The 24,560-nt window shown below is 44.6% G+C and carries 20 protein-coding genes; 9 read left to right on the plus strand and 11 right to left on the minus strand.

The features are described from left to right. Positions 1-396 precede the first annotated feature (396 nt). The 3 genes from O9X84_RS07645 to O9X84_RS07655 all read left to right on the plus strand — a co-directional run bounded on the left by O9X84_RS07645 (position 397) and on the right by O9X84_RS07655 (position 2,222). Positions 397-777, plus strand: a complete 381-nt coding sequence (locus O9X84_RS07645; RefSeq protein ID WP_269519094.1) for a BlaI/MecI/CopY family transcriptional regulator — start codon at positions 397-399, stop codon at positions 775-777. Continuing rightward, entirely contained in the window at positions 770-1,519 is a 750-nt protein-coding gene (locus O9X84_RS07650; protein ID WP_269519095.1) for a M56 family metallopeptidase, read from the plus strand. Before O9X84_RS07645 ends, O9X84_RS07650 begins: the two co-directional genes overlap by 8 nt. Before the next feature lie 301 nt (positions 1,520-1,820). Continuing rightward, entirely contained in the window at positions 1,821-2,222 is a 402-nt protein-coding gene (locus O9X84_RS07655; RefSeq protein WP_269519096.1) for an energy transducer TonB, read from the plus strand. Between the two features lie 100 nt (positions 2,223-2,322). Here the strand turns inward: O9X84_RS07655 and gloA are convergent, their stop codons facing one another. The 4 genes from gloA to O9X84_RS07675 form a co-directional block, all read right to left on the minus strand. Continuing rightward, complete coding sequence (gene gloA / locus O9X84_RS07660; protein ID WP_269519097.1) at positions 2,323-2,895, minus strand: lactoylglutathione lyase; 573 nt, start codon at positions 2,893-2,895, stop codon at positions 2,323-2,325. A 142-nt stretch (positions 2,896-3,037) separates the two neighbouring features. Then, positions 3,038-3,715 (minus strand): DUF1456 family protein, encoded by a 678-nt coding sequence (locus O9X84_RS07665; RefSeq protein ID WP_269519098.1) that lies wholly within the window; start codon positions 3,713-3,715, stop codon positions 3,038-3,040. A gap of 437 nt (positions 3,716-4,152) precedes the next feature. Then, positions 4,153-5,067 (minus strand): dienelactone hydrolase family protein, encoded by a 915-nt coding sequence (locus tag O9X84_RS07670; RefSeq protein WP_269519100.1) that lies wholly within the window; start codon positions 5,065-5,067, stop codon positions 4,153-4,155. Positions 5,068-5,725: 658 nt separating this feature from the next. Beyond that, positions 5,726-6,415 (minus strand): SDR family oxidoreductase, encoded by a 690-nt coding sequence (locus O9X84_RS07675; protein WP_269519101.1) that lies wholly within the window; start codon positions 6,413-6,415, stop codon positions 5,726-5,728. A gap of 365 nt (positions 6,416-6,780) precedes the next feature. On the opposite strand from O9X84_RS07675, the gene O9X84_RS07680 reads away from it, so the two are divergent. Further along, positions 6,781-7,398, plus strand: a complete 618-nt coding sequence (locus O9X84_RS07680) for a LysE family translocator (protein WP_163105070.1) — start codon at positions 6,781-6,783, stop codon at positions 7,396-7,398. A gap of 139 nt (positions 7,399-7,537) precedes the next feature. Further along, on the plus strand, positions 7,538-8,098 hold the full coding sequence (locus O9X84_RS07685; RefSeq protein ID WP_269519102.1) for a PepSY-associated TM helix domain-containing protein: 561 nt from the start codon (positions 7,538-7,540) through the stop codon (positions 8,096-8,098). 120 nt (positions 8,099-8,218) lie between these two features. On the opposite strand, the gene O9X84_RS07690 is transcribed toward O9X84_RS07685, so the two are convergent. Beyond that, positions 8,219-10,360: a TonB-dependent receptor plug domain-containing protein gene (locus O9X84_RS07690; protein ID WP_269519103.1), complete on the minus strand. Its 2,142-nt coding sequence runs from the start codon at positions 10,358-10,360 to the stop codon at positions 8,219-8,221. Positions 10,361-10,447: 87 nt separating this feature from the next. Beyond that, entirely contained in the window at positions 10,448-13,720 is a 3,273-nt protein-coding gene (locus O9X84_RS07695) for a WD40/YVTN/BNR-like repeat-containing protein (protein WP_269519104.1), read from the minus strand. Between the two features lie 249 nt (positions 13,721-13,969). Here O9X84_RS07695 and O9X84_RS07700 point away from each other — a divergent pair, with 249 nt between their 5' ends. From O9X84_RS07700 to O9X84_RS07710, 3 genes are read left to right on the plus strand one after another with little or no spacing between them, the layout of a single operon-like run. Beyond that, complete coding sequence (locus O9X84_RS07700) at positions 13,970-14,110, plus strand: hypothetical protein (protein WP_269519105.1); 141 nt, start codon at positions 13,970-13,972, stop codon at positions 14,108-14,110. Between the two features lie 9 nt (positions 14,111-14,119). Beyond that, entirely contained in the window at positions 14,120-14,278 is a 159-nt protein-coding gene (locus tag O9X84_RS07705; protein WP_269519106.1) for a hypothetical protein, read from the plus strand. A gap of 58 nt (positions 14,279-14,336) precedes the next feature. Further along, the gene (locus O9X84_RS07710) at positions 14,337-14,555 is read left to right on the plus strand and encodes a hypothetical protein (RefSeq protein WP_269519107.1); all 219 of its coding nucleotides are present in this window, start codon (positions 14,337-14,339) and stop codon (positions 14,553-14,555) included. Between the two features lie 160 nt (positions 14,556-14,715). Here the strand turns inward: O9X84_RS07710 and O9X84_RS07715 are convergent, their stop codons facing one another. After that, entirely contained in the window at positions 14,716-15,603 is an 888-nt protein-coding gene (locus tag O9X84_RS07715) for an SDR family NAD(P)-dependent oxidoreductase (protein ID WP_269519108.1), read from the minus strand. A gap of 382 nt (positions 15,604-15,985) precedes the next feature. On the opposite strand from O9X84_RS07715, the gene O9X84_RS07720 reads away from it, so the two are divergent. After that, on the plus strand, positions 15,986-16,621 hold the full coding sequence (locus O9X84_RS07720; protein ID WP_269519109.1) for a hypothetical protein: 636 nt from the start codon (positions 15,986-15,988) through the stop codon (positions 16,619-16,621). A gap of 187 nt (positions 16,622-16,808) precedes the next feature. Here O9X84_RS07720 and O9X84_RS07725 read toward each other — a convergent pair whose 3' ends face one another. From O9X84_RS07725 to O9X84_RS07740, 4 genes are all read right to left on the minus strand, one after another. Continuing rightward, positions 16,809-17,846, minus strand: coding sequence for a YVTN family beta-propeller repeat protein (locus O9X84_RS07725; RefSeq protein ID WP_269519110.1), 1,038 nt, complete (start codon positions 17,844-17,846; stop codon positions 16,809-16,811). 87 nt (positions 17,847-17,933) lie between these two features. After that, a complete protein-coding gene (locus O9X84_RS07730; protein ID WP_269519112.1) occupies positions 17,934-21,134 on the minus strand; it encodes an efflux RND transporter permease subunit in 3,201 nt (1,066 codons plus the stop codon). Further along, positions 21,127-22,938, minus strand: a complete 1,812-nt coding sequence (locus O9X84_RS07735; RefSeq protein WP_269519113.1) for an efflux RND transporter periplasmic adaptor subunit — start codon at positions 22,936-22,938, stop codon at positions 21,127-21,129. Before O9X84_RS07735 ends, O9X84_RS07730 begins: the two co-directional genes overlap by 8 nt. After that, a complete protein-coding gene (locus O9X84_RS07740) occupies positions 22,938-24,332 on the minus strand; it encodes a TolC family protein (RefSeq protein WP_269519115.1) in 1,395 nt (464 codons plus the stop codon). Before O9X84_RS07740 ends, O9X84_RS07735 begins: the two co-directional genes overlap by 1 nt. Positions 24,333-24,560 lie beyond the last annotated feature (228 nt).

Below are 24,560 nucleotides of genomic sequence, written 5' to 3' on the forward strand. Positions count from 1 at the left end.
GCTCTATTTGTCCTTGCCTCGCTATATATTCCCATTTTAACAATAACATCTTTTATCACTCGTCCATTTGCCTTTGCAATTTAAATCCCGCTATCCGTAACACCAATCTGCAACTCGCCTACTTGGCCTTCCTCAAATAGATGGAAAAAACAACAAAAAAACTTGCAAACATCGATTACAAGTGTAATCTTAAATGAGAGATTACACTTGTAATCACAAATCATAAGAAATTTAATGATGTGTGTGCAATGTATATCGCAGTAAAAATAGCGTGTTACGTTTTTACTCATTGAGTGATATTGCGTCGAGTTGTTGCTTAAAATCACGATGCTAAGAAAGAGCGTTAAATAGCAGCTTAAAACAAAGATAACTAGTTTAAATAAAGGTAACTAGGACATGTCCAAACCCGATATCTCTAATGCAGAATTTGATGTACTTGATGTATTGTGGGAGCGTAATCCCGCAAGTGCTAGTGACGTAGTGCAAACCTTATCTAGCCATAAGGAGTGGCATGAGAAAACCATTAAGACCTTATTAAGTCGACTAGTAAAAAAAGGGGTTATTGGGTTTGAAAAACAGCAGCGTCAATATTTGTATTACCCACTTATCGCGCGAGAAGATTATACCGCGCAAGAAGCAGAAAGTTTTGTCGGAAAACTTTTCAAGGGCAAAATCACACCATTAGTAGCAGGGTTTGCAACCCAGAAAACATTGTCAAAAGATGATGTTAACGAATTAAAAGCATTAATTGCTCAATGGGAAGAAGACAATGACTGAATGGTTAATTGCACAGCAAGGTGCTTTGAGTATTGCCCTAATGTTACTGCTGCTCGCAGAGCGATTTACAGCAAAAATGGGCACTATGTTTACCTATAAATTATGGGCCACCGTGCCAGCTGTATTACTCTTAAACAACTTACCTACCTATAGTGTATCGGTAACAAGTGACTCATTCTCTAGGTATATAGTGAACACGACTCCCTCTTTCACAGTACAGTACATAGACGTACTTCTTTATCTTTGGGTAGTAGGTGCGGGCGCCTTAATCGTTACTACCCTTGTGCATTATTTATCCCTTACTGCCTCCTTAAAAAAGATGAGCACTAACGGTGATGTGGCCTATTACTCATCTAAGGCAACTACGCCCATGTTATTTGGCTTTATTAACCCTAAAATAGTGCTGCCCTTGAACTTTGGCCGCATATTTTGTGAAGCGCAACAGCACATGATTATAGAGCATGAATCTGTCCATAAGCATCACAGGGATCATTTTTGGAACGGCGTTTCCTTCATTTTAATCACGCTATTTTGGTTCAACCCTCTCATTTGGATTGCGCTTAAAGCATTTCGAACTAATCAAGAACTAGCCTGCGACTACAAAGTGCTTTCAAACAAAAGCGATAAGGAAACACTCATTTATGCAAAAGCACTCGTACAGTGTGCCGAGCAATCCCCGCAGACACTGAGTCTGTACCCTACCTTTGGAGAAAAAAGTACCATGAAAAAACGTTTAGTATAAAAGGGCGTGCTGGCCTTTTCTGTACTAATTTTGGTCTAAATGGAAGCATTTTAATCGCGAAACAGTACTGTAGGCCTAGTGGGCTAAGTCAAAGGACTGTGACAAAGAGTAAAATGCTTCCATAACGACCCCTTCGGGCAGCGCCTGTGTGCTGTTTATACCGCGTTAAATAGTTTCGATTTAGCCCACTAGACCTTCAACTATTTGCCTTGTCTAAACAGCACACAGACCGCTGCAAAAATGTACAGAAAAGGCCAACACGCCCTTAGACAAGCTTCCACAGAATCGACTAGCCGCATTCGTGGCAGTGTCGCTAAGCGTATTGCTAATGGCGAATACTGCTGCGGCCAATATGCCGCCACCACCGCCGAAAAATCATGCTGATGCAAAGCAATATACCCCCGTTGAGCCCAAGGTAAATGAAGCCTCACCCATAGCTCACGTTTCACCGACCTACCCTGAAGCCGCGGCAAAGGCCAATACCGAAGGATTCGTGGTGTTGCAATTCGATATCACAGAAACTGGCGCTACTGATAACGTAACGGTAGTAGAGTCGTCACCTGAAGGCGTATTCGATAAAAGTGCCAGTAGCGCTCTCAAACAGTGGCAATATAAGCCGCGGGTTCAAAATGGCAAAGCATTAAGGCAAACAGGGTTGTTAGTACAGCTTGACTACAAGTTGTCTTCTGACGATGCTGACTAACGAAGGGAGAAAGTAGAAAGAATACTAAAAGGAGCGCTGCTCCTTTTAGTGTTTTTAAAAAAAGGCTTAGAAACGCTTACAAAATATCAGGTGCGTTGTTCTAACCTTTTAAATGCGGCGCACAGGTTTCGGCAACCTTGTTGGCATCAAAAATTTCAATCCAATAGCCGTCGGGATCTTTTATAAACGCAATGCCTTTCATAGACCCGTCGTTTAACTTTTTCTGAAATGGCACGCCAAGAGCTTCAAATCGCTCGCAGGCAGCTGTCGCATCTGGCACGTGAAATCCAATATGGCCAAAGCCTTTTGGCTCACTGTTGCCGTTGTGGTAAGACGCATTTTCTGAAGTATCGTCCCAATTATGAGTCAGTTCTAACATAGCAGGGCGACCGAAGGTTTGCTGCGTACGCTTTTCAGCGTCATCGCTTATATCAGAAAAATCATCCCCTGCCGCTAGAAAATACAAACTGAACTTCATCTCTTCAAAGTCGAGTCGCTTTATTAGCGTCATTCCCATCACGCGGGTATAAAAGTCTAAAGTGCGCTTGGGATCAGCAATTCGCAACATAGTTTGATTAAAGACAAACCCTCTTGTTGCGTCGCTTTTCTCTTCGCAAAGCCCATCTGCATTATCGAAATGTCTACTGGTCGGTGTATCTATCGTTTTAGCCATAAGGGTCTTCCTCGCTCTACATTAAATGTCCATAAGAATAGAAACAATATGTGCGCTGAACACTCAACTTTCAACTGCCGCTCGCCCGCCATTTCTGCTATCTATCGATTACCCTACTGACTTCTTACTGACTGTAGAAGAGCTAGCCCTTACTCCGCGCAGAGTCGGTGGGTTTATTATCTACGCGATAGGTATTGCTCTTCTTTTTGACTGTTTGGTTTTTGGCGCCTGACTTCTTAAGGTTAAGGGTTTTAGGGCCTGCTTTCTGTGTTTCAGACGAGCTAGACTTAGCCGTAACACCACCTTTGCTTTTTGATGCAAATGCATTTTGATTAGACGCACGAGGTTTCGTATTTTGGCGATACTTAATTACCATACCCTGCAGTAAATTTCGTACAACCTGGTCGCCGGCCGCTTTATAGTTGCGGTGATCAGGCTTTCGAAATAGCGCTGAAAGTTCGCCTTTGCTCAGCCTGAAATCAGCCAAATACAATACGGCAATCATATCTTCGTCTTTATAGCTCATCGCAATGCGAATTTTTCGCAGTATCTCATTATTACTCAAGCGCTCTTTTGGGCCGAGCTCTTTGGGCGCTTGTCCTTCTTGCTTACCGCGATTTTTAATAATCAAACCATCTAAAAACATCGCAAGGATCTTGTCTCTACATGGCAAATAACCTTCTTCATCCTCTTTTTTCATGATGCTATGAAGATAATCTATGTCCATTTCGTAATCCATCAGCTTAAAAATACTGATAGCCGCGGTATCGTTTATAGCAAGCGCATAGCGAATGCGGCGTAAAACATCGTTGTGGAACATGATTGATAACCTTTAAGGATAGAAGTCGTTATTGTATTTGATTACGCTAAGGCCTTTTGAGCACAGTGCTATATTCAAGCGAAGCGTCGCAGTAAAGCCGAGCTAGAGCCGAGCGTTGTGCTAATTTATTGCACGGTGCTTGCGTGTTAGCAGAGCAAAAACAGTGAAACACGACCGTTAATTCAACGGCTGCAACAGCTCATGCAGATGTGCGTAGTTTAACTCAGTTAAGGTTTTACCGCCATCTCCATGCTTTTAATACCATACATGGTATAGGTGTATCTGAAACATTATTAAGATACTCAACATAGAAAAGCACCTTGGTGGCGCTTTTCTATATTGAGACTTTTTAGGTTAAGAGTTCGTTTACTATTTGAAGGTTTACTTGCTTACCGACTCATCAATTTGCCGACTGATCAATTAAACAACCCGTCAATTTACCGACTCATTGGGGCTTTAAGGTGAGTCGAGAAGAAATCAACGGTGCGCTGCCATGCAAGTTCGGCATCTTTTGGGCTGTAACGACTTGTTGAGTCGTTGTGAAAGCCATGCTGAGCTTTGTCGTAAACATAAGCGGTGTACTCTGCCCCGTTGGCCTTCAGCACTTCTTCATATTCCTGCCAAGTTGCATTCACTCGCTTATCATTCTCACCAAAATGCAGAAGCAGCGGCCCATTCACTTGAGCCTGCAACTCTTCTTTTGCAGGTGTACCGTAAAACGGTACGGCCGCATCAATCATATCAGGAAGGGTAGCGGCTAAAAGGTTACTGATGTATCCGCCGAAGCAAAAACCGACCACGCCAAGCTTGTCTGAGGTTTTTTCGTGGTGACTTAGCCATTTTGCGGCCGCCATAAAATCGTGTTCAATTTTTTGTCTATCGAGACTGCGCTGCATTGACCTTCCGTCATCATCATTACCTGGATAACCTCCTAAGGGAAATAAAGCGTCTGGCGCGAACGCAATAAACCCTTGCATGGCCAAGCGTCTTGCAACGTCTTTTATATAGGGGTTCAACCCTCTATTTTCATGTACCACAACAACCGCCGGCATAAGGCTTTCGGCGCTTGCCTCAGTTGGCACTACTAAATACCCACCTCCAGTGCCATGGCCTTCAGGGGATGGAAACTCTTCGTATGTTGCTTTAATAGCGGGGTCGTTAAAGGACACTTGCTCGGCTTTGGCATAGTCGGGAATAAGAGCGCTGCCGATAACACCAGCAGACAGGCCTGCAATAGACAACGAGGCCACGCGGGTTAAAAAGGTGCGCCTATCTATGTCGCCATGAGCATATTCGTCATACCAATCAAAGGCTTCTTGAGGGATTGTTACAGAAGGGTTATCTGTTTTCATTCTTTTGCCTGCCAAGTTGTAGGGTTAATCGTCTTAAATCACATTGAACACAAAGTAATCACACCTTACAGAGATTTGCGTATCAGAAGCGAAAAAACGCGATTAAAAGCAAGAGTTATCGGTTTAGTGTCATAAAGCTCACCGCCCAACAATGTCCATGGTTACCATAGTCACGAAGAAAACCGTCTCGATGACCAGTTACTCTTTTTATCATCCATCGTTAGCATTACGAACTTTAGCTAAAGGTAGGGCTAGCGTTAAAACTAGTATTAACATTGGAACACAGCGACATTGATTGCTCTGCGAACGCGGAAAATTAATTGAGCATGAAAGTGGCGAGAGCCTCTAATGGAGTGAACTTTCAGGAGAATACCGTGCAAAAAAATGTAAAGTTGATCATTGGCTACATGGCCTATATTTTTAGTATCACTGTAACAAGCAATCTCGTATTGAGTGTGTTAACTGCTTCTTTTAACGTCACGGGTAGATTTGAATTATTACTTAGAGTCTCAGTTATCTTTACAACTACACTGATTGCCACCGGCATCGCCATCAAGTTAGGACTTTTTAGGCAACGCAAGCGGCGGTAGTGGCTCGTCTGTGATTACTGGCACCAACGGCCGTAACAATTAGAACCGTAGTCTGTAATAACTAAAAATTACGACGTTGGCATTACATATACTTCTCTTACACACGCTTTGTCGCTGCTTGATAACGCATAATTAACAGCATCTGCAATATCTTCTGGTGCCAGTTTGTCTTCTTTAGGTTCGTCAAAAAATGGTGTATTGACCATACCTGGGCAAATGGTTGTGCATTTACCTCCCCATTCACGCATTTCCTCGGCTAAGTTTTGACCGAAGCCATAAGCAAACCACTTGCTAGCGCCGTATACCGAGCCTTTAAGAGCAATGCGTCCGGCCACTGAGCCCGTGAGAATAAAGTGCCCCTTACTCTCTCTTAGAAAAGGTAACCCTGCTTTTGCTGTATATAAAAGACCGTTTACGTTCGCCCCAAGCATAGTTGACCAATCGCTCACGTCGCCCTTTTCAATACCTGGAGAACTCGCGCCGGTTCCTGCGTTAGCAAAAACAACGTCTATTTTATCGAAATGCGTGTTTATTTTGGCAAATGCGTTTTCTACTTCGTCAAAATCACTTACATCGGCCTTTACTGAAAACGCATTCTCGCTACCCAACTCTTCCACAAGACTGTTTAGCTTATCTTCGCTTCTTGCAACAAGTGCAACGCGATGCCCCTCTTGCACGAGTGACTTGGCCGTTGCCTTGCCTATGCCGCTAGACGCGCCTGTGATAACAACTACTTTAGATTGTTTAGTCTTACTCATAATTAGATTCTCCTTTTTTCTTTCTAGTCGCTGAACTCTTTGGAACACTTACTTCGAGAAAAAATGTGCTCGAGAGAAAGTGCCCGCTTACTTTTAGCTCTACTTACTATTTTACTTTGTTCAACATTAAACTAGAGGGTGCAACAAGCGATCCAAAAACGCCGGTCCACAAAAAAACATAAACCACTGATTAATATAATTTTTAATATTATCACCCAAACATTGGTCTCAGCATGTTCTGCTTATTTTTCAACGGGCAAGAACTTCTTACAGGGCCAAAAACAACAATACGCAACTTGTTATTGATCGCCATCTCATTTTCTGGCAACTTCCACGCCTGTTTTCTTTATCTGCGGATACTACTTATGAGCTGGGGCTTGCTGTCTCTTTTTATTCCCACATTTTTCTTTGTGTCCATAACGCCTGGCATGTGTATGACGCTCGCACTGACGCTAGGCATGAGTATTGGTGTTAAACGTGCCTTATGGATGATGATTGGTGAATTGGCGGGTGTAGGGCTAGTAGCCACTCTTTCCTCTGTTGGTGTGGCTGCACTGTTGCTCAATTACCCATCTGTATTTACTGTCCTCAAATACATCGGAGGCGCGTACCTTTTTTATGTAGGCGTGCAAATGTGGTTGTCGCGAGGAAAAATGGCGTTGAAGCCCGATGGTGAAAGTCAGCGGGCCTCTCGTTTAGCCCTTATGTCGCAAGGTTTTATAACCGCCATTGCCAACCCAAAAGGTTGGGCCTTCTTTGTTGCATTACTGCCGCCTTTTATCAATCCCGAACAACCGCTGATGCATCAATTAGCTAGCTTAATCGCCATCATATTAGTGCTAGAGTTTAGTTGCCTATTAATTTATGCATCAGGTGGGCGAACCATGCGCTCATTACTAATGCAAAGCGACAATGTGCAGTTAATGAACCGAATAGCGGGCACACTAATGATTGGTGTGGGCATTTGGCTAGCCCTTACTTAGCGCTTACTCGTCGGTACCGTATCGTATTACCGGTAGGTAGGTTGTTTGACCGTTTTTTAGCGGCCAGTAGCGTGACTACCGCTTTTATTCTGAAAGCCATATACAGTATAGTAATAGCCCGTTTTAGATGCCTACTCCAATGCCTAACAAACTACGAAAAATCAGCCGACAGCTTCACTTATGGATCTCCTTAAGTATCTTTCTTCCCGTTATCATCGTGATTGGTAGCGGCCTGCTGCTGCAGGTGAAAAAAGAGATAGATTGGATCCAGCCGCCGACCCAAAAAGTAAGCCAAACTCCCTTAAAAGAAGCAACAGACTCACCCAGTACCATAATAAGTTCGCAGCAGATTTTACAGGCAGTCCAAACTGTATCCAACGCCCAGTTAATGCGCTGGGAAGACATTGACAGACTGGATATTAGACCGAACAAAGGCGTTATAAAAGTACGTGGCAATAATCATTGGGAAGTGCAGCTTAACGCCTTCACTGGCGACGTACTGCAAACGGCTTATCGTCGTACCGACACCATAGAATCTATTCACGACGGGAGTTGGTTTTTTGAAGGCGCTAAGCTGTATCTATTTCTGCCAGCCGCTGTCCTTCTTTTTATTCTATGGTTAACCGGCATAGTAATGTTATTTACCACGCTGAAAAGTAAATATCGGAAAAAACAGGCTCGCTTGCAGCAGTCTAGTTAGTACAATCTGGTTAGTACGCTTTAGTTTCAACAAGCTAGTTAAACCAGACCCGCTGATGTAAGTCTCTTATAGCCCCACTTAAAACAAGCACTCTTAAGCAAGTCTTTTGAAGCAAGCTCTCTAAAACAAAAAACGTAGCGCAAACTGAATGCTGCGACCTTGAGCAAAAGCCGCCCTATCATCAGCACTCACGTAAAAAAGCTGATTAGTGAGGTTTCGAATACTTACTCTCCCATTCACTTTATTATTAAATGGCAAAGATGCTCCAACCTCTAAGGTCACTACGCTACCTAAAGGGCGCTCTCCATCGGCAACGTTTGTTTTACTAGCCCGATAAAGCACGTTTGAAAATATGCGTATAATACCCGCTTGGTATCCCACCGTGAGCCGATGATTGTGCGCGGGAATATCAGCGATAACATTCCCGCTTTCGTCCTCACCTTTTATCCAAGCACCGCTTAACTGCAAAGATAATTCACTATTTTCCGGTGTCCAATTAGCCGTATAGCTCAGTCCATTAATAGTGGCACTGTCTAAATTAGCGTATTCCAACACGTCTTCGCTTACTTCTTTGCGCTCGATATAGTGATGTATCTTTTGACTAAACACTTCAGTGGTTGCCAATAAACCATTGTTTGAATATGAGATCCCGCCTTGAATATTTGCTGACTGCTCAGTGTCTAAACGTTGATTTCCAAGTACAGTGCCTCGAGGAGTTTCTCCAGAAAAAAACCGTTCCGTGAGAGATGGGTTTCTGAAAGCGCTTGAAACATATAAGCTTGCATACCAGTGAGGAGAAAGCATATAGCTAACACCTGTGAATCCGCTAACGTTTACTCTTTTTACGTTTTGCCCACTTCCACTTTGATACTGCCAGTCAAGGCGCGTACCTACCGCTACAGATAGATTTTGGAACGTTCTTGAGGCATCTATCACGCCCGCCAATCCAATCTCACTGGCATCGAGTGTGGTGATACTGTAGGTTTCAATTTGCGTTGTTTGTGCAGGTTTGACTTGTATTGGTATTGACGGTTCGGATGTTAAATTGAGGCCATACTGCGAAATAGGCGTTTCACTCTCATTGATCCTTACTCCTTCGCGTCCTTGCAGGTGGGCTTGCCAATTAACTCGCCACTTGCCTATACGCTGCCTGCCTCCGAGATCACCACCATAATCGAAGGCGTTGCTTCTGCTTTCATTAATGCGCGATTCTGGCCGTAACGTTTGCGTATCTAATTGAGACTGATGCCACCACACGTTACTAGTCATGTTATCGAAAACCACGCTGACTTTGCCTAGCCAATGGATATTGTTGGGGTATGTTGTCACTCTATCTTGTGGATAATCACTGCTCGACTTTCCAACATGGCTATTGTGTGAAAACAGCGACCACGCTTCAGTGATATTTGAGCGCTCAGGCTGATGTCGTATAAAAAGCGCTGTTTGTTCAAATTGTTCAAACAACGCATTGCCATTGGCATCTTGGGTGTTATCTGCATTGCGATAAGAGACTTTCCAATCAGTGCTTCCCGCATAAGCATGGCGCTTATCAGTATTGGACGTAAATAAACTGTCCGCAAAGCCTTCATACCCGTATTCTTGGGTTTCACCATTGTTCAACATTCCAACAGTAAGACTCTGCTCATGGGGTGCAGCAATTTGCAGGTTAACCGCGCCGCCTATTGCTCCAGAGCCTAAGTATGTAGAGGCTGCGCCAGGCACAACTGACACCTGTGTTATCCATGAAGGAGGTATAAAGCCAGCGCTTGCACCGGCTCTTCTATCGCTAAAAATAGGAACGCCGTTTAACAGCGTTTGAATTCGCCAGCGAGAAAAACCGCGAATACTCACATTTTGAATTTGCCCGCCCTGCCCGTTAAGGCTAATGACCGGGGACTGAACTAATACATCATTAATGTTAGTGGGCTCGGCAACTGAAGACTGAGAATAGTTATATAGGGGAAGGATGCGTTCTAGCGTGTCGTGGTAGTAAGGTCTCGTAGCCTTTACCACTATGTTCTCTACATCTGATTCGTTAGCGCCTAATTTGCTACCCTCTGATTGTTCAACCGCTCCTGAATAGGCTGGAAACGTTGTTAACATAAGAGCTGTCATAAGCGCAGCCGTAAGCGGTGTCATAAGCGCTCGTGTAATAACGGATTTGAACATAAGCTGTGCACACACGGCCACAGGTGCACTGCGCATGATGTATAGAGAAAAAGAGAGTTGCGAGCCGATCATAGAGCCTATGTTATTTTGCATAAATACATTAAATGAAGGTAAAAAGAAAACGGCAGTGAGAACACTGCCGTTTTATAGGGTATAAAACCCCGTTTATTGCATTGACAGTTATTCAGTAATAACCGGCAGACCTGCTGTCCATGGACCGCCAGCATTCACTACAGCACGCTGTAACTCAGGTAAGGTAGTTTGCTGAAGAGCACTTACGCGCTTACTCACTGCATTAAGCCCTTCGCTAGCATAACGCAATTGGTCTTGGTGCTGCTGAGTCGGTCCATAAGAAGACCCCACCGCAGAGCGAGCGTAACTCAAACGACTGGTTATGTTCGCAGGCTTTATTCCTTTGCGTTCACGAGACTCTAACCCATAAAGATCGCGGCTTAAGGCATTAACTTCAGCCTGCACATCGGCAAACTGTGTTTCAAGCGTGCTGATATCACCCTGAGTGCGGTTGATAGCACTGCGAAGGACTTCCATCGTATCTTTCACATTAGCCAATACGCTTGTAGTGGTTACCGCTTGTTTTTGAGCATCGCTCACCTTTCCATCATAGGCGGCACGTTCTTGTGCGGTCGCACCTTTTAGTGCACCTTCGTAGATAGACTCCAGCACAAAGCTAACCGGTTCGGCTAGCGGCGTTATTGCAGTACCTTCGCGCTTAAACAGCGCTGCCGTGTAGCTGCCAGGTAACGCCATTAACGCGCCACGTGAACGACTCGCACTGTCTTTATCCGTAATAGGCATTGCATTGGCGTAGGTCATATCCCATGTAATTCTGTGCAAGCCTTTTTTTGTGCTACCTTCTACCCGATTAACCACGTCGCCTTTAGCGTCTTTTATCTCAAGATAGACGGCAGGTGCAGCTTCTTGATTTTCTGCTTCCACCGCTTCCCAGCTTGGATACTTCGGATATTTGTCTTTTCCCTCCATAAGCTTTTTCTCAGCTTCTTGACGTTTCTCTTTCGCTGTCAGTAGGCTGTCTTTTAGGTAATAGGTCAGTGTTGCACCGTGCTCGGGGTTTTCAGCCACATAGCGGTCGTCACCGTCTGAATCTGTATGGTTATCGTCTGGTTGATACCACTTAACCGGGCGACTAGGCGCAAACAGCAGAGCGTCTTCTTCCATCGACTTTTTCGTTAGTGAGCGAAGCGGTGCATAATCATCAAGTATATAAATCCCTCGACCAAACGTACCGGCGACTAAGTCGTTCTCGCGACGCTGAATTTTCACATCTCGCGTTGAAATAGTAGGCATTCCACCTTCAAGTTCAACCCACTTATCTCCCCCGTCAACGGTAAAGAAAATGCCAAATTCAGTACCAATAAACATAAGATCTTTATTTTTGTGATCTTGAACAATACGCCACACTAAATGTTTTTCAGGCAGATCATCTGCCATCGACGTCCATTTTTTCCCTAAGTTAGTCGACTTAATAAGATACGGTTTATAGTCGCCATATTTATGGTTATCTAGTGCAACATACACTGTATTCGGGTCGAAAAGGTCAGCGCGAATATCATTCACATAAGCAGTAGCAGGGATGCCTCGAATATCGTCCAACTCTATCTTTTTCCACGATTTGCCGCCGTTCGTAGTAACCTGAATGATGCCATCGTCTGTGCCTACCCAAAGAATATTTTCATCAACCGGGCTTTCAGCAAAGTTTGCAATTGTGTGATACTCAGACATGGCATATAAATCCCAGCCAGCTTCTACAGACCACGTTCGTCCCATCATAGGCATATGCATGCGGTTGCCGTTTTTAGTCAAATCGCCCGACAGAGCAGTCCAGCTATCACCACGGTCGTCAGAGCGCCATACGCGCTGCGATGCAAAATAAATTCGCTTTGGATCGTGAGCAGATACGTTGATAGGCGCATCCCAATTGAATCGCTCTGCTGGGTCGCCTGGTAACGGTTGCGGTTTTATATAAACCCCTTCCTTCGTAGTCATATCCACACGAGTGAGGTTACCTTGCTGCCACTGGGAATACACGATGTCTGGATTACCGGGCTCAACAGCAGGCTGGTGTCCGTCGCCGCCTAGGGTCAAAAACCAGTCTTTGTTCTTAATTCCCTCTGCGCGATTTGTTCGCGAAGGGCCGCCCTGTGTAGAGTTATCCTGTGCACCCGCATACACATTGTAAAACGGCTTGGTATCGTCGGGCGCGACCTTATAGAACTGGGTTAATGGCAAGTTTGCCATAAAACGCCAGTTGGCCATGCTATCGTGAGACATATAAATTCCGCCATCCGACCCCATCAAAACGAAATCAGGGTCAGTGGGATGAAATGCCATTGCATGATCATCAACGTGTTTTCGCTTGGTATTAATAGGCGTCCATGTTTTTCCACCATCGTCAGACACTTTACTGTAATTGCTGGCAATATACACTCTATCCATTTGGTGCTGATCAGCAAAAATTTCCTGATAATAGTGCGGGCCAGTACCGCCACCTACTTCATCAGACATCTTCTCCCAACTTGCGCCTTTATTTGCCGAGCGATAAAAACCGCCTTCGCGATTGTCTATCTCAATCGTCGCGTAAAGCACATTGGAGTCGATAGGTGAAATCGCCATTCCAATTTTACCCATGTTGCCTTTCGGCAAACCAGTCTTCAATTCAGTCCAGGTTTCGCCACCATCGTCAGAGGTGTGAATACCGGCTGCGGGGCCTGTACCCACGTAATTTGCAACGGTCCTTTGTCTTGACCATGTTGCAGCATAAAGCCTGTTAGGGTCGTTAGGGTCTAGCAGAAGTGATGTTACCCCTGTCCATTCATCATCTGGGGTGAGTACTTGCTTCCAAGTTTCACCGCCGTCGGTGGTTTTATACAAACCTCGCTCGCCACCTTCAGACCATAAAGGGCCTTGCGCCGATATCCATACAACATCGGGGTTTTCTGGATGAATAATAATGTCGGAAACATGCTCTGACTTTTTAAGCCCCATATTTTTCCACGTTTGACCGCCATCAAGTGATTTGTATACACCATCACCAAAACTGATATGACGACCGCCGTTGTTCTCACCTGTACCAACCCAAACAATGTTTGAGTTACTTGGCGCAATGGTGACATCGCCTATTGAATAAACCGCTTCATTATCAAAAATAGGTTCCCACGTGGTACCCGAATTATTAGTCTTCCACACGCCTCCGGAGCCTACCGCGGTGTACCACGTTGACGGGTGGTTTTGATCGATAGCGATATCCGCTATTCGCCCCGACATATAGGCCGGGCCGATACTTCTCATTTCCATCGCTTTAAAGGTAGCGCTACTGAAAGGGGCGTTTTTATCTGTCTCTGACTTATCTGCAAATGCCGGCACGCTTGACAGTGCCATTGCTACAGCCACTGCAACGTTAAGTATTTTTTTCATTGTTATTGCCTAGTTTGTGAACTCTTCAGCAATGAAGTTACAAACAAGCGTACAAGTGTTCAATGGAACAAACGACCAACTGACGATAATAGGGGTCAGATGCATTGAACCCACTCTCACTGTACTGATTTATATAAACGCGTAAAAACACATACGACGGCCAGTTTCATTACTGTAAGGCAATTGCTAATTTGCATATCGGCGCGATGATAAAATCACGTCACAATAAAATATAAGGAAATATGACTAATGAATGAATTAACTATAAATGAATTAGGTGCCGTTTCTGGCGGAAGTTGGATTAAGGGGCTAGGTTACGTCGGCGTCGTTGCGACTATAGCTGAAGGCTTGTATGAATTTTACGAAGGCTATTCTGCTCACAGAAGTTAAGGAAAAACTATGAAAACAGAAACAATGATTGAACTTTCATCCGCTGACATAAGTGCTGTTGCAGGCGGAGGCTTAATGTATGAGTTGGGCGCTTTTTTTGCAAAAGTAGCCAACGCTAATGATGCTATTTACGATGTATATGGCAACACGAATAGAAACCATTGGTAGTCAACTTTAACCAAAGAGAAAGAGGCTCCGCGAGCCTCTTTAAAAAGGCGTTCCCTTCATGAAATTTAAACTCAGCTATGCAACTGGTGCTGCTGCGCTTCTTCTTATGCTGGAAGCCATTTATGCATTTTTAATCACTCCGGAACTGAACACCCATCAGGATAACTTACAAACCGCGTTACTGTTTATAGTGCTTGGAGCCTGCTACGAAATTATTGATGAAAAATACAAGGGCGAACCTGATAAAGAAAAGTGTGGGAATAAACAGCAAGAATGATGGGGCGGTTGAAAGAAATTGGGGTAGATTATGCCCAAGGATATTACCTTCGCAAACCACAAGCGCTGCATATCATGCTAGACAGCGCTAATGAAAAGTTAATATCCAAAGCATAATTTAAGGCATTAACGTCGAGTTTAAAACGGTGTGCAAAGCCTCTTTAAAAGGTGACGATATCATCGTTGATTAAATGCCCTACCACTGCACTTTCTTCGGCATCGACAAATGCCATGTCGACAGCTTTCGCTCGCCCGCTAGTCACTTTTCTATAGTTGGGGTGAGAGTAAATATAGGTTTGCTTAGAGCGTAACGCCTCAACCACTCTCTCTGCCAGCATAGATACCGGAATACCAGATTCGACGGCAGCAGCCGCGGCCTGCGCACCAGCCATAAGCTTGTCTTTACTCATCCGCTTTTCTTTTGCTACCGCATACTTTTCTTGCCTGTTGCGATGCGACTCGTGAATTCGCGTTTTAACAAAGGCAGGACACAGCACAGATACATGAATATTGTGAGGCTGTAGTTCAGCCATCCAACTTTCGGTCATCGATACCACCGCAGCTTTCGATGCACAATATGCACCCGCGTAAGGCATTCCCATCATTCCGGCCATCGACGCCACATTTAAAACCCAGCCGCCTTCACCGTGCTCTTTTATTGCTGGCACTGTTGCTTGGGCACCATAAAGCACGCCCATCACGTTAACATCCATCACCCAACGCCATGTCTCGTGCTCAGCGTCTTCAATCTTGCCAGGTGTACCGCCAACGCCGGCGTTATTAACCACCATATGTACCTTGCCAAAGGCTTCCTTTGCCTTTTCCACAATGGACTCCCACTGCGTATAGTCGGTAACATCTAACGGGCAGGTAAGAACGTTGTACCCTTTTTCTTTTAACGCGTCGCTTGCCTCAGACAACGTGGAAGAATCAATATCTCCCATAACAATGTTCATGCCCTGCTCTGCCAGCGCTTCGGCAACAGCTAGCCCTATACCACCGGCGGCGCCGGATATAATTGCGGTCTTACCGTTAAATTCGTTAGACATACTATTCACCTTTTATACTCTTCATGACTGGCCTCTTTGCTGGACCTAGTAGCTGGACCTGTTAGCTTGTTGTGTGGCTAAGAGCAACGACCCATTATTGTTTTTACGTAGAGTATGATGAAGGAAAGTATAGACATACTTTATTTGACTGATTTATTTAGCTTCATGAAATGAATACTAATTTGGATTACAACGTACCGAATTTTATTGTGCATTTTCTCTGCACCGATATAAAAATCAATGTGGTACGTGCTAGTAGGTTAAACAAGCGCTGTTAAACAAACGCTTAAAGGGCAGTATAACAGTGACATATCGGCTCCACTGACTTAAGGTAAGGAATATCAGAGCGTATTAAAAAGCGCATCTTACTAACAGGTTTATTATGAAAACTACGTCGACTAAAACAAAAACTTTTTCTGCTTTTTGCACTGTGTTTTTTACGGCATACATTGCTGCGTTTTCCGCATTAACAAGCGCAGCGTCAGCTCCTTTGGTGTCTATCGAAACTCACGATAACTTTTTTAATGCAATAAAAGCCCACTGCGGCAAAGCCTTTATTGGAAAGGTGACAAAGGATAACGTAGGCAATACATTCGGCGGCGCACAGTTGGTTATGCATGTAAGGGAGTGCTCAGATACTCAACTGCATATTCCGTTTCACGTCGGGGATGACGCCTCTCGCACTTGGATTGTCACCAAAACAGGTGCCGGCTTAATGCTTAAACACGACCATCGTAATGAAGATGGCAGTTTTCATACCTCTACCATGTATGGCGGACACACTGATAGCCGCGGCTATAATGAGGTTCAGTCATTCCCAGCTGATGCATACTCAAAACAGTTATTTATCGACTCTGGCATTAATGCTTCCACTGACAACGTATGGCAGATGATGATTTACCCTAAGCGTTTTAGTTATCGCTTAGTGCGTCCTGCAAGGGAAGTTCAAGTAGACTTTGATTTAACAAACCCTGTTGACCTACCAAAAACGCCTTGGGGATATACTCCACTTCCCTAAACAAAAATGCTGGCCGAATTAGGCCAGCTATCTTGTTACACTTAGGTTGTGCTAAGGCCATGCTCATGACATCCAGCGGTACTTTCAAAGACCAGTCGCGCTTTTGAAGACCAGTTGCGCTTTCAAATACCAGTCGCGCTTTTAAAGACCGCCGGCGCTTCTGGAATCCAGGGCCTTAGGCAAACAACTATCGACTGATAAAAATCACCCCATCTGGATTATTTCCGGTGGGAAACTCAGCAATGATTTGCTGGGTGTGAATGTCTATCGCCACTATCTTGTTTTTTAAATTTAACGATAAAAATGCAATGTCATGATCGGTATGCATGGTTATACCCTGCGGCCCCGCCTCTTTTTTTAGGGCTAATGTGCCAAGCTCTTTTTTATTCGTCGCGTCAAAAAAACGAATGTAGTGCTTGCGAAAATCAGGCACCATCGCCACCGACTCATCGTGGTTAAACAGCACTCGGTAAGGAAAGCTAAAACCACTCCACGTTGCAAGTACAGCCTCAGTTTCTGGGTCAACAACCACGAGTTTGCCTTCCTTATTTGCGCCATACCATAACTCTTCTGCGCTCTTGCGAAAGTTAATAGCTTCGGGCATTGATAGCGTTGGCATGTTTTTAAGCAGCTTTCGATTGCTCATATTCACAACCGATATCGAGTTACTACCGATATTGGTGGCATACGCTATGCTTTCATCGTTGCTAAGGGTAACCATATGGGTGGTATCTTGGGCTGTCTCGATTTTATTGGTGACTTTGCCTGTCACCACATTCGCTATACCAAGGTGCTTAGCCTTACCAGAGGTGAAAATTATCCGTTCATTGTCGTTTAAAAACGTGGCGCCATGAGGCCCTCGCAGTGAGGCAAGTGGTACTGTCCTTGCTACCTCAAGCGTTTTTAAATCGAAAACAGTTAAACTGTCGCCACCGACAAAATCAGTGCTTACTGCCCACTTTTGATCCTCAGACATAATGAGTTCATGAGGGCCTTTGCCTGTGGGAAGCGTTTTAATGATGCGCTTTTCGCTGACATCAATAATACTGATACTGTCATCAGATTTATTCACCACAGCGAGAAGACCAGACTGTAACCGTTCATCTTGGTCTTGGTCTTGCTCTTGATTTTGATCTTGAAATTGAATTTCAAATTGATTTTGCACCGCATTCGCTGAATTTAAAAAGCCTGCAAACACAAGTAGCATAAAACTAATACGTTTCATTAAGAACCTCTTAAATTGTGAATATTTGAGCACTAGCCACAAAAATACAGCCAAAAATTAGCGAAATCCTTCCGCCACCTCATCAGACTAATCAAGGTGGTCAGATTTGTGGCTAAGCCCGTGGTCAAGATTGTGATTAAGGCCGCGATTAAACACACTGACTTGGGGCTTTTTCACCAATAAATATAACGCAGGCAATACGATGAGCGTGAGTATTACGGCACTTGTCATGCCCCCAACCATAGGGGCTGCTACCCTGCTCATTACCTCAGAACCTGTTCCTTCACCATAAAGAACGGGCAGCAAGCCTAATATAATAGTTGCCACCGTCATCATTACTGGGCGCACCCGCATTCCAGCCCCTGCTAGCAGAGCGTTTCGAAATTCCACAATTGAAATTGCCGTGCCTCGCTCTGTGGCTTGCATCTTAAGTTCGTCAAAAGATTGGTTTAGGTACACTAACATGATCACACCTATTTCTACCGCGACTCCTGCCAGTGCAATAAAGCCTACACCGGCTGCCACCGAAAAGTTATAACCCTTAAAGTACATTAACCACAACCCGCCAATCATTGCCATTGGCAGTGTGACTATAATGATGGCGACTTCGCTAAATGCCCTAAAATTAAGGTAAAGCAAAACGACAATAATGGCGATAGTTAACGGTAATACGTAGGCTAACTTGTCTTTCGCCCGCTCCATGTACTCATATTGCCCCGCCCACGTCATTGAATAGCCAACAGGAAGGTCTATATGCATCTCTAAATGTGCTTTTGCAGTTGAAACATAAGAGCCTAAATCCACATTCTCAATATCGACATAAACCCATCCATTAAGCCGTGCATTTTCGCTTTTTATTCCCGAAGGTCCGGCCTCAACGTTAATATCGGCCACGTCCCCCAGCGCAATGCGCTGTCCGTTTTCCGTTACTAGCGGTAATCGCGCCAATTGCTCAGGCGAGTTTCGGTAGTCTAGCGGATAGCGAAGGTTTACCGAGTACCGCTCCTGCCCTTCAATAGTTTGCGTAACGTTAATGCCACCAACAGCCGTCGCCACCACTTGTTGAATATCATCAATATTTAGCGCGTACCGACCGGCCTTCTCGCGAGATATGTCAACGTTGATATAACGCCCACCAGCAACTCGCTCTGAGTATACTGAGACGGTGCTCGCTACTTCAGTAAGTATTGTTTCTATTTGCTCACCAATAGTCTGAATTGTATTGAGGTCTGGCCCCGCCACTTTAATTCCAACGGGCGTTTTAATCCCCGTCGACAGCATATCGATGCGCGTTTTAATCGGCATGACCCAAGCGTTGGTTACCCCCGGAAATTGTATTAGTTGGTTTAGCTCCGCTTTTAGTGAATCGGTAGTAACGCCCTCTCGCCACTGCGTTTTTGGTTTTAATTGAACAAAGGTTTCAATCATTGTTAGTGGTGCAGGATCGGTAGCCGTGTCGGCTCGCCCCACTTTGCCAAAAACAGTGTCCACCTCGGGCAGCGTTTTAATCAGCTTATCGGTTTGCTGTAATAGTTGCCTTGCTTTGCCTATAGAAATACCTGAATAGGTAGTGGGCATATACAGTAAGTCGCCCTCATCGAGGGTAGGTATAAACTCGCTGCCTATCTTGTCGATGGGCCAAAAACCCACAGCGGTAATAATAAGCGCCATCGCTATGGTCGACTTTGGAAACGCCATTACTTTTCGTAATACCGGTAGATACAGGGCAATTAGCAATCGGTTGAGCGGGTTTCTTTGTTGTGAAGTTACCTTTCCTCGAATGAAATACCCCATAAGCACAGGTACTAGCGTAATTGCTAAACCTGCTGCAGCGGCCATTGCATAGGTTTTGGTATAGGCCAGCGGTGCAAACATTCTGCCCTCTTGAGCTTCTAATATGAATACGGGTAAGAATGAAACGGTAATAATCAAAAGACTAAAAAACAGCGCAGGGCCTACCTCACTCGCCGCATTTGACAACACATGCCAGCGGTTATGGCTATTTAAGGTATCGCCATTTTTGTTCAGCTTTTCTATGTGCTTGTGCATATTTTCTATCATCACGATAGCGCCATCGGTCATTGCGCCAATGGCAATGGCGATACCAGCTAACGACATAATATTGGCATTAATTCCCTGTATGTACATGACAACAAATGCTATCGAAATACCCAACGGCAGTGTAAAAATAGCCACTAGAGATGAGCGAATATGAAACAGAAATACCACGCAAACCAATGCAACAATAACGAGCTCTTCTAGCAATGTATCCCATATGTTATCGACCGCTCGCCCTATTAATTTTGAGCGATCGTACACCGGAACAATCTCAACGCCTGAGGGTAAAGAGGACGTAAGCGAGGCAACTTTATCTTTTATTCTCTCTATTATTTGCTGAGCATTTTCGCCATAGCGCATAACAACAATACCGCCTACCACTTCGCCTTCCCCATTGAACTCAGCAACGCCGCGGCGCATTTGTGGGCCTACATTGACGTAGGCTACATCGCCTATGCGAAGTGGCGTCCCCTGCTCGTTTAATCCAAGGGGTATGCGCTCAATATCGGCAACCGATTCGATATAGCCCGTCGTCGTGACCATGTACTCAGCTTCAGCCATTTCAATAACAGACGCGCCAGTTTCTTTATTTCCCCGCTGCAGGGCGGTTTGTATGTGACTAAGGGGAATGTTGTAAGCTCGAAGTTTGTTTGGTTCTACCTGCACTTGATACTGCTTTACCATTCCCCCTACAGTGGCCACTTCAGAAACACCATCCACAGTTTGTAACTCGTATTTTAAAAACCAGTCCTGAATACTGCGAAGCTGACTTAAATCATAATTACCTGTGGTATCGGTGAGTGCATACATGTAAACCCAACCCACGCCAGTGGCATCAGGCCCTAATTGAGGTTTTGCTGAGGCAGGCAACGTCTCTGAGACCTGACTCAAGTATTCTAATACCCGGCTTCGAGCCCAGTAGACATCGGTATTGTCATCGAAAATAATATACACATAAGAGTCGCCAAAATAGGAATAACCTCTAACGGTTTTCGCTCCCGGTACTGAAAGCATGGCGCTTGTAAGAGGAAAGGTCACCTGATCTTGCACTACCTGTGGCGACTGCCCCAGATAGCTGGTTTTTATAATCACCTGCACATCCGACAAATCGGGTATAGCATCAACTGGCGTATTCTTAAGGGCATAAATACCCGCGGCCCCCATTATTAACGATAGCAAAACAATCAATATACGGTTTGCTATAGACCACCTTATAATCGACTCAATCATGATTCATATCCTTATGATTCATATCCTTATTATTCATATTCTTATGATTCATATCTTCATGATTCATATCTTCATGGCTCATATCTTCATGGCTCATATCTTCATGACTCATATTTTCATGACTCATTTCCTCGTGGATCATTTCCTTATGCATGGGCTTCTTTGATGACGGGTTAGCGCTTTTACGTGTCATGGCTACCACGATAAAGTCTTCGCGAATTTCAAAGGTGAAATTAACGGTATCACTCACGTTAAATCTAGTGAGGTCGATGTTCTGTGCAACGGTAAAATCCATAGTGGCGGGCGGTCTATTCCATTTCTTGATGGCCTCTCGGCTAGTATTAATTATACGCGTAGATGTATTAACCGCATTGATCACCCCTGTCACCGTTGCCGATGACACCTCTGGCTTAGGCATATTTGAATGAGAGCCTGGCGAATGAGAGCCAGCTAAATGAGATGAGCTGGAATGAGATGCACTTAAATGAGAGCCGCCGGAATGAGAGCTGGCCGAATGCGGCTTCTCACGGGACTCCATGCGAGTAAAATCCGATGTTTTACTCGATTCCGAATCGAGTAAGAACTGCGCCGAAGTGACTACCCTATCGCCCTCATTCAGCCCATTTAAAATTTCAATACTGTCTTGACTGACTCGACCTATATTCACGCTGACAGATTTGAATTTGCCATCGCCAAGAGCAAGCACAACGCGGTTTTGCTTACCCGTGCGGATAACCGCCTCTTCAGGCACAACTAAGATAGGCTTTGCTTTTCGAGTATGAATAGTCACATTGGCAAACATATTAGGTCTAAGTAGGTTATCCGAATTGTCAAAAGCCAGCCTAATCCTCAGTGTTCGAGTTTTTTCATCAAGAGCAGGGTACACATAGTCAACCTTCCCCATCCACTCCCTGCCTGGCAAATAATCGAGGGTCATGCTTACCGGTAGCCCTTTTGAAATCTGCACAACATCGCGCTCATACACTTCAGCTTCCACCCAAATTTTGTTTAATTTAGCAATACTGAACAGTGTATCTTCAGGCTTAACAAAAAAACCTTCTCGTATATTAAGTCCATCTACCACGCCTGATTGCGGTGCATAAAATGTGATATTTTGTTGAACTTGCTGCGTGGTTTCTAGTTTTTCTATCAAATCTGGCGAAAGCTGTAACGCTTTAAGCCTGTTTTTTGCAGCATTAACCAAGGCGCTATTTTTTCGTCGAAGCGCGATGACTAGCTCTTCTTGCGCATTGACTAATTGAGGCGAATACAAGGTATATAAAGCCTCACCTCTATCTACCGCGTTGCCTTCTGCTTTTATGTAAAGCTTTTCTATCCACCCTTCAACGCGGGGGTGTATGTGCACAATTTCATCTTCATCGTATTTAACGTATCCCACTGACACAATGTCACTGTTTATTGCCTTTCGCTCGGCAAGCGCAGTCCTTACACCTAAGTTATTAATAACGTGAGGGGCTATTACCACAGTACCTTTTTCAGCAGTAGTGCTTAGTGTCCCTTCTTCGAATACGGGCACTAAGTCCATTCCCATGGGCGACTTGCCAGGCTGGTCACGGCGATAATCTGCGTCCATGGGGGCCACCCAATAAAGGGGCTTTTTTTCTGAAACACTTTCGCTGCCCTTCTCAGCACTTAGCTCGTGATGAGAACTTGAATGCGCTAAAAACACAGTTTCAAACGCAACCTGAGCGATAAAAAGTGCCAGTGCACCTAAGGCAAAACCAATTAGCAAAGGCTTCGCAATGAGTACAGAAGCCTTTGTATTTTGTGATTTATTCGCCATTATCTTACTCCCGCGTTCATTTGTGTTTCAAAGTTACTTTGGTTTGCCTTTGATTCGGCACCTGCAAAAAAGTAGTTAATTCGCGCCACCGTTTTAAGCGCTTCAACGTCTATCTTAAGTGCAGAAATTTGCGCATTTAAAACAGCAATTCTCGCTCGTACCACCTCGGAAAAATCGCCATCATCGTTGGTATAGGCGGTAAGAGAGGCATCGGCTTGTTCATTGGTTTGCTGAAGTATCCCTTGCTTGTACAGGGTTTGTCGCTCTCGCAAACGCGTAAGCTGTCTTATCTCTGTTTCTAGGGCGCTTAACATTTGCTTGGTTAAAAGCAACTTTTCGGTTTTCACGGCTTGTGTCTCCGCTATTGCTGCTGCAATCTCTTTATCCTGTCGATTTTTTGTAAATAGAGGTACATCAAAGGTCACACCCACCGAAAAGAAGTCTGCTCGGCTTTGTCCTGACGGCATATCATCTCGATACCCATAGCTGGCGTTAACACCCCACTGAGGCTTGTATTGCTGCTTTGCCAACTCAGTCGTTTTCTCAAATACTTTTCTCTTTTGCTCTACAGCCTTTACCGCTGGGTGTGTTATTAAAATCTGTGCCATTTTCTCTCTGGCATATGAGGATGCATCAGCTGCTTCTGGGCTGACTAATTCGATTGATGGCAGTGAGTCTGTAAGTGAGAAAGACTGGGACTGGAAATTAGAATTAAAGCTATAGCCCTGTGTTTCGTTATCATATGACTGGAACCATTCGCTTAGTTGAGCAGTGGCAGATTCTAACAACTGCTTTTGTGACACTAATCTATCTTCTAACTGAATAATTTCTAAATCTGCGCGAATGACATCCTGCTGACGCGTACTGCCTAATGCAGCGGCATAGCTTGCTTTTGCTACTTCCGCCATTTGCTCAAACAGCATGCGATCAGATTCAATCAGCGCAATGGTTTGCTGAGCTAAATACGCATCTAACCAGAGCTCCGTCACGCTTGTTGTTAACCTCGCTTTTCTGTCATTGCGAAGCTGCGTAAATTTAAAGGCTTCTATTTTTAACTGACTTTCTTTAATCGCTAATGAGTAGCCCCGAGGGAGTAATTGTGAAACGCCAACATTAAACTGGGTCATCGCTTCTTGGTTTAACGAGAATGAATTGGTCGGTAAATTCATCATGCCAATAGACACTTTAGGATTGGACCATGTGCGTGCTGCAACGCTTCGATAATTCGCCGCATCTTGTTTTAGTTCACTGCCATGTAGCCAAGGGTCATTTTTAAGCGCCAGCGAAATAGCTTGTTCAAGCGTAATAACCTGGTTTGAAGGTGCACCAAGTACAGGCAAACAACCCCATAAGCAGCCTACTAACATTGCGAAAGCATTGGCTAAGCATTTCATAATATCGAGTCCTTACAAGTAAGCGTGAGTGCAGTCAAAAGAAGATGAAAGGCATCCTATTCATCATCGTTTGTGCTGCAGGCAGACCTACCGAATTTTATTAATTTAAGCGTTGGAATGGACCGGTTTGAATGCGTTCAGACACGAAGAATGGCTGAATAATTTCTGAATATGGGCCCATGTTAAACATACGGTTATGCGCGCTTTCATGAAAAAAAGACGCAACTG

The sequence above is a fragment of the Alteromonas sp. BMJM2 genome, from assembly GCF_027257845.1.
Taxonomy (GTDB): domain Bacteria; phylum Pseudomonadota; class Gammaproteobacteria; order Enterobacterales; family Alteromonadaceae; genus Alteromonas.

Bases quoted from the DNA above. Each gene is read 5' to 3' on its own strand.
- O9X84_RS07645 (WP_269519094.1), top strand. From the start codon at position 397: ATGTCCAAACCCGATATCTCTAATGCAGAATTTGATGTACTTGATGTA.
- O9X84_RS07650 (WP_269519095.1), top strand. From the start codon at position 770: ATGACTGAATGGTTAATTGCACAGCAAGGTGCTTTGAGTATTGCCCTA.
- gloA (WP_269519097.1), bottom strand. From the start codon at position 2,895: ATGGCTAAAACGATAGATACACCGACCAGTAGACATTTCGATAATGCA.
- O9X84_RS07665 (WP_269519098.1), bottom strand. From the start codon at position 3,715: ATGTTCCACAACGATGTTTTACGCCGCATTCGCTATGCGCTTGCTATA.
- O9X84_RS07670 (WP_269519100.1), bottom strand. From the start codon at position 5,067: ATGAAAACAGATAACCCTTCTGTAACAATCCCTCAAGAAGCCTTTGAT.
- O9X84_RS07675 (WP_269519101.1), bottom strand. From the start codon at position 6,415: ATGAGTAAGACTAAACAATCTAAAGTAGTTGTTATCACAGGCGCGTCT.
- O9X84_RS07680 (WP_163105070.1), top strand. From the start codon at position 6,781: ATGAGCTGGGGCTTGCTGTCTCTTTTTATTCCCACATTTTTCTTTGTG.
- O9X84_RS07685 (WP_269519102.1), top strand. From the start codon at position 7,538: ATGCCTAACAAACTACGAAAAATCAGCCGACAGCTTCACTTATGGATC.
- O9X84_RS07690 (WP_269519103.1), bottom strand. From the start codon at position 10,360: ATGCAAAATAACATAGGCTCTATGATCGGCTCGCAACTCTCTTTTTCT.
- O9X84_RS07695 (WP_269519104.1), bottom strand. From the start codon at position 13,720: ATGAAAAAAATACTTAACGTTGCAGTGGCTGTAGCAATGGCACTGTCA.
- O9X84_RS07700 (WP_269519105.1), top strand. From the start codon at position 13,970: ATGAATGAATTAACTATAAATGAATTAGGTGCCGTTTCTGGCGGAAGT.
- O9X84_RS07705 (WP_269519106.1), top strand. From the start codon at position 14,120: ATGAAAACAGAAACAATGATTGAACTTTCATCCGCTGACATAAGTGCT.
- O9X84_RS07710 (WP_269519107.1), top strand. From the start codon at position 14,337: ATGAAATTTAAACTCAGCTATGCAACTGGTGCTGCTGCGCTTCTTCTT.
- O9X84_RS07715 (WP_269519108.1), bottom strand. From the start codon at position 15,603: ATGTCTAACGAATTTAACGGTAAGACCGCAATTATATCCGGCGCCGCC.
- O9X84_RS07720 (WP_269519109.1), top strand. From the start codon at position 15,986: ATGAAAACTACGTCGACTAAAACAAAAACTTTTTCTGCTTTTTGCACT.
- O9X84_RS07725 (WP_269519110.1), bottom strand. From the start codon at position 17,846: ATGAAACGTATTAGTTTTATGCTACTTGTGTTTGCAGGCTTTTTAAAT.
- O9X84_RS07730 (WP_269519112.1), bottom strand. From the start codon at position 21,134: ATGATTGAGTCGATTATAAGGTGGTCTATAGCAAACCGTATATTGATT.
- O9X84_RS07735 (WP_269519113.1), bottom strand. From the start codon at position 22,938: ATGGCGAATAAATCACAAAATACAAAGGCTTCTGTACTCATTGCGAAG.
- O9X84_RS07740 (WP_269519115.1), bottom strand. From the start codon at position 24,332: ATGAAATGCTTAGCCAATGCTTTCGCAATGTTAGTAGGCTGCTTATGG.